A 12,184-nucleotide genomic window follows, 5' to 3' on the forward strand; every position below is an offset into this window, starting at 1 on the left:
AGCGATGGAGCTTGATATGAAACCCGACGAAATTTTTAACACGCCAAGCACGATAGGTAAGATTTGGAATGAACCGTGCTACACAGTCGCGGACGTGTGCAAAGTCGCGGACGCTACTCCAAAAGCGCTTGAGCATTTCGTAAATCCAAAGCGCGGCCTTGTCAGGCTTTTGGGTGAACACGCAAATCCCGGCACTGGTCGGAAACGCATGTTTACGGGTTCGCAGGTTCTTATGCTTACAGCGGCTTACACTGTTAACCGTTTAGGCTTCCCTCAAAGGCACTCCATTACACTGTGCGATCAGGTAGATCGCAGGGCCACCGCGCGCTTGAGCGGGCTAAGTGACAAGACTGGTTTTGTGCTTTTTTCTTACCCACAGGCAAATGAAGAGTGGGCTTTTACAGCCTTCTATGACCAGACGCAGGAACAACCGAAAATTCCACGTGCCGCGATTGTCTTGGATGTTGACCGGCTAATTGACGAGGTTACTGCGCAACTCAAAGCCATTTCGGAAGGCCAAGAAATGCCAGATTTTTCGGTTCCTGTGATCGAGCCAGAACCAAACCCCTATTCCCCAAGATCAAACTTTTTCAAGGCATGGGAAAAGTCGGAAAGCGGGCGCTGGTCGTATGTTGGCCTCACAGAAGAAGAAACAGACGAATTAATGTTTCTTCAGGGCTTCGAATTTGATGGCGACGATCTGCGTTACGTAGATGAGCCAGAAAAAAGCCAAGAGCAGCAGGATCGCTATTTGGAATTGCTGGGCAAGCACGAACGCGCGCGCCTTTCTGCTTTAGGTGGCGACGATGGCTAACGCAAACCTCAATATCAGCGTCATTGAAAAGCGGATGCTGAAACAGGCGGAGGCGGCGGACTATACCGGCCTGCCCGTCAAGCATTTCAAGGCGACGTGCCCGGTCCAGCCGGTCGAGATGCGCCCTGGCACGGTTCTTTGGGACAAGCGCGACCTGGACAAGTGGATTGATGCAATGAAGGAAGGGGCTGAGATGGCGACGCAAGACGCCATTCTTGGCAAGCTGTAATGACGCGGATCAGGGTAAAGGGCTTCAAGATATTCGATGACCGGCACGGGAAACCGCGCTGCTACCATCGCGCCACCGGCCACAAGATCGACCTGGAAAAGACCCCGCTGGGATCGGCTGAGTTTTTCGCGGAATGCACCCGCATTGCGGCCATTTCCGAGGCGAGGAAGGCGCAAGCCCCCAAGCCGGGAACGCTTGGCGGACTGGTTAAAGCGTATTTCCAGACTGAGCACTTTGACAATTTGGCGGATGCCACCAAGCGCGACTATCGTAAGTGCGCGGACTTTCTGCACCCAATCCGTAATACCCCAGTTTCCGCGATCACTACGCCCCTTATGTCGGGGATTCACGACAAGGCGGCGGGAAAGATCGGCTGGCGTCGGGCAAACATGGTCCGCACCTTCCTTAGCCAAGTATTCCGCTATGCCATTCCCAAAGGATTAATCGACCGGGACTATGCGTCAGGTGTCATCCCCAAGCCACGCCCGAAAAACCAGCCCTACGCCAATCGGCCTTGGACGGTCGAAGAACGCGCTATTGTACTGGAACGCGCCGAACCCCACGTCCGGGTGGCGGTCGCGCTGATAATGAATACCGGCCTTGATCCGTCGGACGCGCTCAAGCTGACCCGTCGCCAGATTGACGGCAGCACGATCTGGGGCTTCCGTGGCAAGACTGGCCAAGAGGTCGCTATTCCCATCGGCCCGACACTACAAGAGGCTCTTGACGCTGCCCCCGACCACGACGCCGTGACGATCCTTGCTACATCCAACGGCAAGCCTTGGACCTACAACGGATTTTCGACTGTTTGGCACCGCTTCAAAAAGAAGCTGGAGGCAGAGGGAGTGGTCCAACCCGGCCTGACCCTCAAGGGCCTTCGGCACACCGTGGCGACGACGCTACGCGAGGCGGGACTTGAAGAACGCCAGATCGCAGACCTGCTGGGACAAAAAACTCCATCGATGGCACGACACTACTCACGGTCCGCTAACTTGGCGGATCGCAACCGGATCACAATGGAAACGCTAGAAAAGGAGAACGAACGCAGATCGAAAATTGTCAAACCCTTCGACAAAACTGTCAAACCTTAAGAGGCTAAAAAATGAATATCGAGCAATATCAGGAATTTAAGTGGTGCCCGGGGGCGGAATCGAACCACCGACACGAGGATTTTCAATCCACTGCTCTACCCCTGAGCTACCCGGGCACGGGTCATCGCTATGGCGATCGGGTGAGCGCGTTCTATGAGGTTGCGTTGGGGCTGTCCAGCCCAATTTTGCAATTCTCGGCGCCGGTGTGTGCTTTCGTCTCTGCCACACTGCTACATGGCGCTGACTTTAGGATTTCACTGGTCAAAACAGACCCAGCAGGCGCACGTGCAGGCGGTGGGACTAACGGTCAGTGCGGCTTGCGCTCTACCTGTTCGCGGCGGACGTCTTCCAGAGCCTGCTCCAGTTCGTCGGCGTCTTCAGGGTCCGCTGATGGTATGGCATATGAGCCGTTCAGCCAGCGCGCCAGATCAACGTCGGCGCACCGTTTGGAACAAAAAGGCCGTACGTCTTCGACTTCGGGTTTGCCACAGATCGGGCAGGTCATCACAAATACTCCAGCGTCGGGAAGCGCGCCCGCTTTCTTTGCAACTCCACGTGTCCCAGTGGCGTCCACCCCACTACGGTTGTTTCCACGCTGTCCCGTTTGAAAGCCTGACGCAACGCTGTTTCAATTTGGCGTCGGTCTTTTTTAGGTGCCGGTGCAAGATCCAGTACGATTTGTCCCCCCAAACCTCTCACCCTAAGGGCGCGCGGCAACGCCTGCGCACAAGCGATGTTGGCCTTCAATCCGGCGGCGAGGGACGTATCCCGCCCGGTGTTGACATCAACCGCTACCAGCGCCCGTGTAGCTTCTACAAACATGTACGCCCCACCCCCGAGAGCGACCTCAATGCCGTTCAAACTTTCAAGGCTGTCCGTCACTCCAATTTCCTCAAAACCGCCCGGATCCGTATGTACCTGTGCAGGCTCGGTCCACTCCCGCCAGGCCAGAATATGTGGGCCGTCGCCCTGACACAAAACTTCCAACTGCATTCCGTGGTCATCCAACACTGACTGTGCAAGATCACGCATCGCGACAATGTCTTCGGCAATGTCCTCACCATCAGACCCTGCGCTGCATGACCGCAGGATGAGCCCGCTGTCGCTGCCTTCCATGGTCTCATGCGCCAGCTCCAGCAGGCGGTCACGTTCAGCATCGTCCTTGATGGAGCGGCTGACATTCAAACCAGGTGCGCCGGGCGTCACGATGGCGTAGCGGCTTTTGAACAGAATCTTCTGAGTAACCGGAATCGCCTTGCCGGGCTCTGCGTAGCCGGTGACTTGCACGAGCAAAGTCTGACCGGGCGAAAGCCCCTTCACCTGACGCAAAAACGCAGATCCATCCGGCGTTTTCAAAAACATGCCGCCCTGCCCCTTCACGGGCCGGTCCGCAACCGCGCGGTAGACGGTACCCGGGCGCGGAGCGTCTGCATCAATCAACAAGTCATCAAGCTGACCGTCTACCAAGAGTGCAGCAGCCTCTCGATCCCCGAGGTGATCAAGAACGATTTGACGGCCCTTCATGACGTCGCCCTCCAACCCGCCGCATTCAGTAAACCGGCGGTCTCGGCAAGCGGAAGACCGACAATCGCAGTGTAAGACCCGCTTATCCAAGGGATGAAAGCAGCGGCAGGCCCTTGAATACCGTAGCCACCCGCCTTGCCCTGCCAGTCGCCTGTTTCGATGTATCGCTCTATCTCGTCAGGCGACAACACCTTCATGCGCACCATGCTCACGACATCACGCTGCCAATACGAACCCCCGCGCCGCACACTGACGGCTGTGATCACCCTGTGCCGCCGGCCTGACATGAGTTGCAAGAAGTCGCGGGCTTCAGCCGCATCACGCGGTTTCCCGAGTATACGCCGACCTACTGCAACGGTTGTATCGGCACATAACACAATATCAGAGGAATCGGCCCGCACCGCGCGCACTTTTTCATTCGCCATTCGGCAACAATACGGGCGCGGCAGCTCGGTCTTTTTCGGGGTCTCATCTATGTCCGGCGCGCGAATGTCATCAGGCACAACGCCAAGCTGCGCCAACAACTCCTTGCGGCGCGGCGATCCCGACCCAAGAACGAACAACGGTTACTTAAAGCGGTAGTTGATCCGACCTTTTGTCAGATCATAAGGGGTCATTTCGACCTGCACCTTGTCGCCTGCCAGAACACGGATGCGGTTTTTACGCATCTTTCCTGCCGTATGCGCGATAATTTCATGGCCGTTTTCCAGCTCGACCCGAAACGTCGCGTTAGGCAGGAGTTCCTTCACGACACCGGGAAATTCGAGCGTATCTTCCTTGGCCATGTTTTCTCCTAATTTATACATCCGCCATTTGCGGACGCCGCTTAAATGCGCGCATTTGGACCAGTTTTCAAGGGGCTTATCACTTTAGAGACAGAATTGATGCCGTGTCATCACGGCCAAATTGCTCTAACCAATGGGTGCGCCCCAGAACAGTGCCATCTTCGCGAACGTGAGCGATTGCGGCCGTGTCGACCTCTGCATAGGTCCAACCCGGCGCATTCAGCGTGCCAAGCGCAATGACGCCGGTCTCTGGGAACCCGGTGTCAGGCGGGCCAAAAACACCTCCGCAACCAGTCGAGACATCAACTGCCTCTGACCACGGCGCTTCTCCAACCAAAGAGGCCATGACGGTAACACACTGATTTTCCAGTGCACGCGACATTGCACCGATCCGTACCCGCCAATAGCCGGACAACGCTTCGGTGCAGGAAGGCACAAGGATGAGATCGCACGCCGCGAGTGCCCGTCCCAACAACGGAAACTCACAGTCATAACAAATCAACACCCCGATGCGTCCCAGCGCAGTGTCAAATACGCGCAGCGGGCCACCGCCCTGCACGCCCCATGGGTCGCGCTCGAACCGCGTCATGATCTGTTTGTCTTGTATTCCGATCCCCCCGGACGGGGCAAAGAGGCGTGCACGGTTCACCGGGCGCACCGCGGTCGCAACCGGACCGGACGCTGCGAGGATATGCACACCATGTTCCTGCGCCAGACGGTTGTGCAAATTATCGGCATCTTTCATCCGGTCAGAAACAGCGAATAGGGACTCCTCCAAGTCTGCCGCCACCTCAGGCCCAGCCAGCGTCGCCAACTCCATTGCGCCGTATTCTGGGAAAACCAGTAACTCGGCCCCGCAACCGACCGCATCGGACACCCATGTTGATATCTTGTCCTCGTATTGCGCCCACGAAGTCAGGAAATCCAATGGGTAAGCTGCTGTAGCGATAATCATGGCGAACGGACCTGCTCTTGATGGCTTCACTGTCTGCGATTGACGCGGCAGCCGCAAGAGACATGCCGCGCACACATGTCCGCGATACATACGCACGGGCCATCAATACATTGACCTTTCGGAATTGTACCTTCACAAAATTCAAAACGGGGTGGAGTAACGACCATGTTGATGAAAGGCATTACGCTGCGCGGTCTGGAGGTTTTCGAGGCCCTCGCGAGCACTGGATCAGTGGCCCAGACAGCAACACGTACTGGGTTGAGCCAGCCTGCGGTCAGTCAGCAATTACGCAACCTTGAAGCGGCCTTAGGCACCGATCTGGTCGATCATGGGCGACGCCCCATGGCTCTGACACCTGCAGGAACGCTTTTCCTGAACCGCGCGCGCATCGCCTTGTCAGAGCTGCGGGCGGCGCAGGGTGAGTTGGTGGTCATGGATTTGGCTCATATTGATGTTCTGAATATTGGCATCATTGACGATTTTGACGACAAGATCACACCACGGCTGGCAACAATCCTTGCAGACAGCCTAACCGAGAGCCGCCTGAAGGTGATCACAGCGCCCAGCAATGAGTTGGCCAACGCAATGAACGATCGCAAACTTCATCTCGCAATTTCTGCCAGCAGCGGCGCTCCGTCACCTGGTTTGATCGAGTATCCAGTGGCTCGTGATCCGTTTATGATTGTGGCGCCCAGCAGTTTCGAATTTGACCCAAAAGAACTGGACGCACCCGGCGCGCTGCCACTACTGCGCTACGACGAAGAGCAGCTTATCAGTGGTCAAATTGAAGATGCACTCGCGGCCCAAGGGCTGGCCCCGCCAAGGCGTTTTGAAATTCGTAGCCATCTGGCGTTGATGTCCATGGTTGCGCGCGGAATCGGTTGGGCGATCACAACACCGCTCGGATACATGAGGGCCGACCGCTTTCGGGATGCTGTCACCGCATACGAGTGGCCCTACACGCCTTTCGAGCGCCGTATCTCTGTTTTCGCCAGCACGGAATGGTCAGAGGACGTTCCGAAAGACGTCGCTGCTACGATGAGGCGACTGATCCAGACCCAGATGATTGATCCTGCCATGCCTGACGTGCCTTTCCTTTCCGGAAAATTCGCCACCATAAGCGAAGATCACGCGCACGCACCATGACGCCAAGATAACGGAGACGACGATGCAAAAGATTGTCATTTTAACCGGTGCCGGTATCTCGGCCGAAAGTGGCCTTGGCACCTTCCGTGCCGAAGGCGGGCTTTGGGCGCAGCATCGCATTGAAGATGTTGCGACGCCGGAGGGCTTTGAGCGGAATCCGCAGCTTGTCGTTGATTTTTATAACGCGCGGCGTTCGCAGGCCGCCGAAGCAGAGCCCAACGATGCGCACAAGGCGCTTGCGCGACTGGAAGAGGCTTTTGACGGAGACGTGGTGTTGGTGACGCAGAACGTTGACGACTTGCACGAAAGGGCGGGCATGAAGCGTGTGATCCACATGCACGGTGCCCTGAAATCCGCATTGTGTGCGGCATGCGAACATCGCTGGACTGCTCCGCTGGCGATGGCGCCTAAAGACCCATGCCCTGCGTGTCGCGCACCTGCGGCACGTCCTGATATCGTCTGGTTTGGCGAGATGCCGTACCAGATGGAGGAAATATACGACCATCTGGCAACGGCTGATGTCTTTGCCAGCATCGGGACGTCTGGCAACGTCTACCCGGCAGCAGGATTTGTTGCCGAAGCGCGCAGGCACGGAGCGGACACGATCGAATTCAATCTGGAGCCATCGGCAGTGGGTAGTCAGTTTGAGGACTTGCGCATCGGCCCTGCGACCCAGACCATACCGGACTGGGTCACAGAAGTGCTTGCACAATAACGGGCATTTGCGCGGCTAGTTGTTGTCGCCCTGTGTTGTGTGATCGAGCGAAGGCTGGCGCATATTGTCGACCGGTATGGTCACAGTCACCTCACCGGCTTTTTCAAACACAAGTGTGACGGTGATCGTTTCGCCCTGTGCCAAAGGCTCGGACAGCCCCATGAGCATCACATGATCACCGCCACGTTTCATGATATGGGTTTTGCCTTGTTCAAGCGCGATACCGTCTTCCAATTCGGTCATGACCATAATGCCATCACCTTGCGACACGTGAGTGTGCAACTCGACCCGCTTGGCAGCATTTGAACGTGCCTCCAGCAGCTTGTCGGCCTCGGGTCCATTGTTCGTAATTTCCATGAAAGCAGCACCGGTTGGCGCGTTGGGGCGAGACACGCGTACGTAAGGGTTGGTGACCAGAATGTCGGCAGCAAGCCCGATGGTCGGCAATAGAGCGAAAGACGCACCAAATGCGGTGCGGACGAAGTGTCTGAGTGTCATATTATTTCCTCGATGTGATCTGTTGAAACTTTGAGTTCAAAGATCAGACCGGAGGTGCGCGTGCGGCAAAGGCTGTTGCGCGCCGTGCAATCACTGTTTCCCGGCGATACGGCCCATGGTCCACTTTGCCGATGCCGAAAGGGTGCGCAGAAACCTGTGACGGCGCTCCACCTAAGGCAAAGGTGATAATGCAATCGGGGCAAACGTGCGGTGCCTGTGTCGGGTTGCCTTCTGCGTCCGTATAGACGCCGACGATCTGGCCACCGATGCACAACTCGGTCTCGCCTGTAGCCACCGAAGCACCGCGAACGACCGCCATGGCTTGGCTCGTTAACGCAAGAACCAAAGCCAGCGCAATTGCGCAAAGCGGGTGCAAGATCAGTTTCATACGCTATTAGAAATACCTGCAAGCGCAGGCGACCACCACACAAAAACAAAGGCCCCACCTGCGCCGCAGGTAGGGCCTTTTGTCACAACCGAGGCTGCTTTTAGCTCAGTGCTTCTGCCGTATCGGACGACTTGGCAATCGCTTTTTTGACCTTCAACGCATTCGCAGACAGGTCGGTGTCCTTTGCTTTGGCAAGGAACTTGTCCAGTCCACCACGGTGGTCCACTGTGCGCAGCGCTGCAGCGGAAATGCGGAATTTGAAGGACCGGCCCAGAGCTTCGGACTGGAGCGATACATCGTTCAGGTTCGGCAGGAAACGCCGACGGGTTTTGTTGTTGGCGTGGCTGACGTTGTTGCCAGTCATCGGGCCTTTACCGGTCAATTCGCAAACGCGCGACATGGGTCTATCCTTTTCTCAACGGTCGCCCCGGCGGTCCGGTGAACGACAAAAAGGGGGCAGCCCTTGGCCACGCCCCGGAATTTCGTTTGGTGGCTTTAGTTGGAATCGCCCGCCCGGTCAACCCAGTGCATCACCATTTTCGGGGTTTTCGACGTCGCTAGCCGATAAGCCGCGCAGAAAAGAGCTCGCCGCGACCGAAGGCACAAGGCGACCTTCGGCAACCTCGTTCGCATAATGCGCCAAGGCATCGCGTGCCTGCGGCGTTTCCAACTGCGACAGCAGCGCATTGCGCACTTCCTGTCCGAACCAGTAGCGCCCCTGTCGCGCGCGGGTTTCGTCCCAAATACCAGTCGCCCGCCGCCACTCAATGAGCTTCGAAATGTCCTCCCAGACAGCCGTCAGCCCGATGTCATGCAACGCGGACGCCATCACCGCCTTGGGATAGCCGTCCGGGTCTTGCGGGCGTTTGCGCAAAAGGCGCAACGCACCGGCATAATCCGCGCAAGTGCGGGTCGCGGCAGCCTTGAGATCGCCATCCGCCTTGTTAACAACGATCATGTCCGCGATCTCCATGATACCGCGTTTGACGCCCTGCAATTCGTCCCCGCCAGCAGGCGCAAGAAGAAGCAGAAAAACATCGGACATCTCGGCCACCACGGTTTCGGATTGCCCCACGCCCACCGTTTCAATCAAAACGACGTCGAACCCGGCAGCTTCGCACAATGCTACTGCTTCGCGTGATCTGCGCGCAACGCCGCCCAAATGGGTCTGGCTCGGCGACGGGCGTATAAACGCCTGCGGCGCGCGCGCCAAGCGATCCATGCGTGTCTTATCACCTAGGATCGACCCGCCAGACCGCGCCGAAGACGGGTCAACGGCCAGCACCGCCACCCGGAGGCCCTGCTCTACCAGCATCATACCAAACGCTTCGATAAAAGTGGATTTGCCAACTCCCGGCGTGCCAGACAACCCGATCCGGACTGCCTGCCGATCCTTGGGAAGCGCTTGCATCAGGGAAGTGGCCGCCGCGCGGTGGTCAGCACGCGCGCTTTCCACCAGCGTGATCGCGCGTGACAGGCTGCGCCTGTTTCCTTCTGCCAGCGAGCGGGCGAGTTCTGCGGTGTCCATGCGGGTTTTCCCTTTGCTCAGAGCGTTTTCTCTAAGCTACATGCAAAAGTCCAGTGCTTGGCCTGACGCGGGCCTTCAGCTAAGCAACGGCTATGACAAGCATCCTGCCAATTGACAACATATTGGACGAACTGATCGACGCCGTGCAAAAAAACAGCGCCGTTGTTCTTCAGGCGCCACCCGGCGCCGGCAAGACAACGCGTGTACCGCTGGCACTGCTGCAAGCGGGCGTGATCAACGGCAAGATCGTTATGCTTGAGCCCCGTCGCCTTGCTGCCCGTGCCGCAGCCGAACGGATGGCGGAAACTCTGGGGGAACAAGCAGGTCAGACCGTCGGGTACCGAATGCGCGGACAATCAAAAACATCCAATCGAACGCGCATCGAAGTGGTCACTGAAGGTATCCTGACACGAATGCTGCAAGACGCGCCCGACCTGCCATCCGTCGGCGCTGTAATATTTGATGAGTTTCACGAAAGATCCTTGACCGCTGATCTGGGGCTCGCGCTGTGTCTTGAAGTTGTCGAGGCTCTGCGTGATGACCTAAAGCTGCTCGTTATGTCAGCGACGCTCGACGCCGAGCCGGTGGCAAAAATGATCGGTGCGCCGATACTGACATCTCAGGGACGCGCCTTTGAGGTGCGCACTCAATGGCTCGACCGGCCCCGACCCAAATCACAAAGGCTAGAGCAAGCTGTTTCGGATCTGACATTGGAGGCGCTTGGCGCGCAGACTGGAAGCGCTTTGGTGTTTCTTCCCGGCGAAGGAGAAATCCGCCGAACAGAAGCACTGTTGAAGGCGCAACTCTCGAATGATGTGGCGGTGCATCCGCTTTACGGCGCCCTCGATTTCAAAGCGCAACGTGCAGCCGTTGCCCCAGCGCCACATGGCCGCAAGGTCGTTCTTGCCACCGCCATCGCCGAAACCTCCTTGACCATCGAAGGCGTGCGCATCGTCGTAGATGCCGGGCTGTCACGCAGGTCGGAGTTTGATCCTTCATCCGGAATGTCGCGGCTTGTGACAACACGCGTATCACAGGCTGAAGCCACCCAGCGCGCCGGACGTGCCGGACGCCTTGAGCCGGGCGCGTGTTACAAGCTCTGGACCCGCGGAGAGGACGGCGCACTGCCAGCTTTCCCACCTGCGGAAATAGAAGTGGGCGACCTTTCGGGATTTGCATTGGAACTGGCTCAGTGGGGTACGCAGCCAGAAAATTTGCGGTTTGTAACACCTCCGCATTCCGGACGGTTTGCCGAAGCGCAGTCTGTTCTGCGCATGCTGTCAGCTCTGGATACGAATAACCGGATTACCGCACATGGACGCGTTTTGGCGCGGCTCCCGCTGCACCCGCGTCTTGCGCATATGGTTGCGCGCGGCGGAGAACGCGCGCCGCTTATGGCGGCGCTTTTGGCCGAGCGTGACATCCTTCGGGGTGCACCCGCAGATCTGTCTTTGCGCATCGAAGCCGCCCAGCGCGGCAGTTCTGCCGCGCACGCGCCGACGCTCCAGCGGGTACGTGAAGAGGCCAAGCGGCTTTCCCGTCAAGTCGAACACGGAGATGTAAACGACACAGCGGCCCTTGCCGCGCTCGCTTATCCCGATCGCATCGGGTTGCGACGCACGGGCGATGCGGCGCGCTACGTTTTATCTGGCGGCAAAGGCGCGGTATTACCCAGCGACGATCCAATGGCCAACACGCGGCTACTGGTTGCAACTGATCTGGACGGCAATCCGCGCGAAGCGCGCATGCGGCAGGCAATCGCCTTACCGATCTCGACGTTGCGCGCGCATTTTGCTGAACAGATAGAATGGGTCGATCACTGTGAATGGTCACGCCGCGAAGGCAAGGTATTGGCGCGCCGACAAGAAAGGTTTGGCGCGCTGGTGCTTGATGACCAGATATGGCGCGATGTGCCATCCGACAGCGTGGCACGTGCAATGTTGGAAGGGGTGCGCCAACTCGGTTTATTGCCGTCAAGCAAGGCAAGTCGACTGATGGCACGTGCGGCCTTGATGCACGCCAACAAGGCTGATTTTCCGGACCTAAGCGAAGAGACGCTTCTTGAATCCGCCGAGATCTGGCTGTTGCCACATCTAGACGGAGTGAAAACCACTGCCGATTGGAAGTCGTTTGACATCACCTCGGCGCTTGAGTTGCATCTTGGCTGGGACAACATGCAAAGGCTTAATGCAGAAGTTCCCGCGCATTTCACGACGCCACTGGGACGCAAAGTGCCGATCGATTACGAGGATGCCCAACCGCGCATTGCGCTGCGCCTGCAAGAAGTGTTTGGCGTGATCGAACACCCGACAGTAGCCGGTACTCCGGTGCAGCTAACACTGCTGTCGCCCGCCCAACGCCCGGTTCAGGTAACAGAGGACTTGCCGGGTTTCTGGACAACCTCTTATGAAGACGTGCGCAAAGACATGCGCGGGCGGTATCCAAAGCACCCGTGGCCGGAAGATCCCCGTCAGGCGGACCCGACACTAAGGGCAAAGAGGCGTTCCTAGG

The 12,184-nt window shown here is 57.8% G+C and carries 15 protein-coding genes and 1 tRNA gene; 6 read left to right on the forward strand and 10 right to left on the reverse strand.

Annotation, left to right across the window (positions count from 1 at the left end; genetic code table 11):
• Nucleotides 1–16: 16 nt before the first annotated feature.
• The 3 genes from AC2D8V_RS11550 to AC2D8V_RS11560 are packed head-to-tail and all read left to right on the forward strand — an operon-like array spanning nucleotide 17 to nucleotide 2,134.
• Complete coding sequence (locus AC2D8V_RS11550; protein WP_484733674.1) at nucleotides 17–814, forward strand: hypothetical protein; 798 nt, start codon at nucleotides 17–19, stop codon at nucleotides 812–814.
• Nucleotides 807–1,043, forward strand: coding sequence for a hypothetical protein (locus AC2D8V_RS11555; protein ID WP_484733675.1), 237 nt, complete (start codon nucleotides 807–809; stop codon nucleotides 1,041–1,043). The genes AC2D8V_RS11550 and AC2D8V_RS11555 overlap by 8 nt, the downstream gene beginning before the upstream one ends.
• On the forward strand, nucleotides 1,043–2,134 hold the full coding sequence (locus AC2D8V_RS11560) for a tyrosine-type recombinase/integrase (RefSeq protein WP_484733676.1): 1,092 nt from the start codon (nucleotides 1,043–1,045) through the stop codon (nucleotides 2,132–2,134). The genes AC2D8V_RS11555 and AC2D8V_RS11560 overlap by 1 nt, the downstream gene beginning before the upstream one ends.
• Before the next feature lie 41 nt (nucleotides 2,135–2,175).
• On the opposite strand, the gene AC2D8V_RS11565 is transcribed toward AC2D8V_RS11560, so the two are convergent.
• The 6 genes from AC2D8V_RS11565 to AC2D8V_RS11590 all read right to left on the reverse strand — a co-directional run bounded on the left by AC2D8V_RS11565 (nucleotide 2,176) and on the right by AC2D8V_RS11590 (nucleotide 5,398).
• Nucleotides 2,176–2,250, reverse strand: a tRNA-Phe gene (locus AC2D8V_RS11565).
• A gap of 191 nt (nucleotides 2,251–2,441) precedes the next feature.
• Nucleotides 2,442–2,639: a DNA gyrase inhibitor YacG gene (yacG, locus tag AC2D8V_RS11570; protein ID WP_484733677.1), complete on the reverse strand. Its 198-nt coding sequence runs from the start codon at nucleotides 2,637–2,639 to the stop codon at nucleotides 2,442–2,444.
• Complete coding sequence (locus tag AC2D8V_RS11575) at nucleotides 2,639–3,658, reverse strand: ribonuclease E/G (RefSeq protein ID WP_484733678.1); 1,020 nt, start codon at nucleotides 3,656–3,658, stop codon at nucleotides 2,639–2,641. The genes yacG and AC2D8V_RS11575 overlap by 1 nt, the downstream gene beginning before the upstream one ends.
• Nucleotides 3,655–4,221 carry a Maf family protein gene (locus tag AC2D8V_RS11580; RefSeq protein WP_484733679.1) on the reverse strand — a complete coding sequence of 189 codons (567 nt, stop codon included), beginning with the start codon at nucleotides 4,219–4,221 and terminating at the stop codon, nucleotides 3,655–3,657. The genes AC2D8V_RS11575 and AC2D8V_RS11580 overlap by 4 nt, the downstream gene beginning before the upstream one ends.
• A 3-nt stretch (nucleotides 4,222–4,224) precedes the next feature.
• A complete protein-coding gene (gene infA / locus AC2D8V_RS11585; protein ID WP_005978431.1) occupies nucleotides 4,225–4,443 on the reverse strand; it encodes a translation initiation factor IF-1 in 219 nt (72 codons plus the stop codon).
• Nucleotides 4,444–4,522: 79 nt separating this feature from the next.
• Nucleotides 4,523–5,398, reverse strand: a complete 876-nt coding sequence (locus AC2D8V_RS11590) for a carbon-nitrogen hydrolase family protein (RefSeq protein WP_484733680.1) — start codon at nucleotides 5,396–5,398, stop codon at nucleotides 4,523–4,525.
• A gap of 165 nt (nucleotides 5,399–5,563) precedes the next feature.
• On the opposite strand from AC2D8V_RS11590, the gene AC2D8V_RS11595 reads away from it, so the two are divergent.
• Nucleotides 5,564–6,544, forward strand: a complete 981-nt coding sequence (locus AC2D8V_RS11595) for a LysR family transcriptional regulator (protein ID WP_484733681.1) — start codon at nucleotides 5,564–5,566, stop codon at nucleotides 6,542–6,544.
• Between the two features lie 22 nt (nucleotides 6,545–6,566).
• Nucleotides 6,567–7,259 (forward strand): NAD-dependent deacylase, encoded by a 693-nt coding sequence (locus tag AC2D8V_RS11600; protein ID WP_484733682.1) that lies wholly within the window; start codon nucleotides 6,567–6,569, stop codon nucleotides 7,257–7,259.
• Nucleotides 7,260–7,274: 15 nt separating this feature from the next.
• Here AC2D8V_RS11600 and AC2D8V_RS11605 read toward each other — a convergent pair whose 3' ends face one another.
• The 4 genes from AC2D8V_RS11605 to meaB form a co-directional block, all read right to left on the reverse strand.
• Nucleotides 7,275–7,757 (reverse strand): copper chaperone PCu(A)C, encoded by a 483-nt coding sequence (locus tag AC2D8V_RS11605; RefSeq protein ID WP_484733683.1) that lies wholly within the window; start codon nucleotides 7,755–7,757, stop codon nucleotides 7,275–7,277.
• Nucleotides 7,758–7,800: 43 nt separating this feature from the next.
• The gene (locus AC2D8V_RS11610; protein WP_484733684.1) at nucleotides 7,801–8,145 is read right to left on the reverse strand and encodes a hypothetical protein; all 345 of its coding nucleotides are present in this window, start codon (nucleotides 8,143–8,145) and stop codon (nucleotides 7,801–7,803) included.
• A 100-nt stretch (nucleotides 8,146–8,245) separates the two neighbouring features.
• Entirely contained in the window at nucleotides 8,246–8,545 is a 300-nt protein-coding gene (gene rpmB, locus AC2D8V_RS11615) for a 50S ribosomal protein L28 (protein ID WP_484733685.1), read from the reverse strand.
• Between the two features lie 117 nt (nucleotides 8,546–8,662).
• A complete protein-coding gene (meaB, locus tag AC2D8V_RS11620; protein ID WP_484733686.1) occupies nucleotides 8,663–9,673 on the reverse strand; it encodes a methylmalonyl Co-A mutase-associated GTPase MeaB in 1,011 nt (336 codons plus the stop codon).
• A 92-nt stretch (nucleotides 9,674–9,765) separates the two neighbouring features.
• Here meaB and hrpB point away from each other — a divergent pair, with 92 nt between their 5' ends.
• A complete protein-coding gene (hrpB, locus tag AC2D8V_RS11625; protein ID WP_484733687.1) occupies nucleotides 9,766–12,183 on the forward strand; it encodes an ATP-dependent helicase HrpB in 2,418 nt (805 codons plus the stop codon).
• The last annotated feature ends 1 nt before the right edge of the window (nucleotide 12,184 follow it).

The sequence above is a fragment of the Roseobacter sp. YIN89 genome, assembly GCF_057219365.1.

Bases quoted from the DNA above. Each gene is read 5' to 3' on its own strand.
- AC2D8V_RS11550 (WP_484733674.1), top strand. From the start codon at position 17: ATGAAACCCGACGAAATTTTTAACACGCCAAGCACGATAGGTAAGATT.
- AC2D8V_RS11555 (WP_484733675.1), top strand. From the start codon at position 807: ATGGCTAACGCAAACCTCAATATCAGCGTCATTGAAAAGCGGATGCTG.
- AC2D8V_RS11560 (WP_484733676.1), top strand. From the start codon at position 1,043: ATGACGCGGATCAGGGTAAAGGGCTTCAAGATATTCGATGACCGGCAC.
- yacG (WP_484733677.1), bottom strand. From the start codon at position 2,639: ATGACCTGCCCGATCTGTGGCAAACCCGAAGTCGAAGACGTACGGCCT.
- AC2D8V_RS11575 (WP_484733678.1), bottom strand. From the start codon at position 3,658: ATGAAGGGCCGTCAAATCGTTCTTGATCACCTCGGGGATCGAGAGGCT.
- infA (WP_005978431.1), bottom strand. From the start codon at position 4,443: ATGGCCAAGGAAGATACGCTCGAATTTCCCGGTGTCGTGAAGGAACTC.
- AC2D8V_RS11590 (WP_484733680.1), bottom strand. From the start codon at position 5,398: ATGATTATCGCTACAGCAGCTTACCCATTGGATTTCCTGACTTCGTGG.
- AC2D8V_RS11595 (WP_484733681.1), top strand. From the start codon at position 5,564: ATGTTGATGAAAGGCATTACGCTGCGCGGTCTGGAGGTTTTCGAGGCC.
- AC2D8V_RS11600 (WP_484733682.1), top strand. From the start codon at position 6,567: ATGCAAAAGATTGTCATTTTAACCGGTGCCGGTATCTCGGCCGAAAGT.
- AC2D8V_RS11605 (WP_484733683.1), bottom strand. From the start codon at position 7,757: ATGACACTCAGACACTTCGTCCGCACCGCATTTGGTGCGTCTTTCGCT.
- AC2D8V_RS11610 (WP_484733684.1), bottom strand. From the start codon at position 8,145: ATGAAACTGATCTTGCACCCGCTTTGCGCAATTGCGCTGGCTTTGGTT.
- rpmB (WP_484733685.1), bottom strand. From the start codon at position 8,545: ATGTCGCGCGTTTGCGAATTGACCGGTAAAGGCCCGATGACTGGCAAC.
- meaB (WP_484733686.1), bottom strand. From the start codon at position 9,673: ATGGACACCGCAGAACTCGCCCGCTCGCTGGCAGAAGGAAACAGGCGC.
- hrpB (WP_484733687.1), top strand. From the start codon at position 9,766: ATGACAAGCATCCTGCCAATTGACAACATATTGGACGAACTGATCGAC.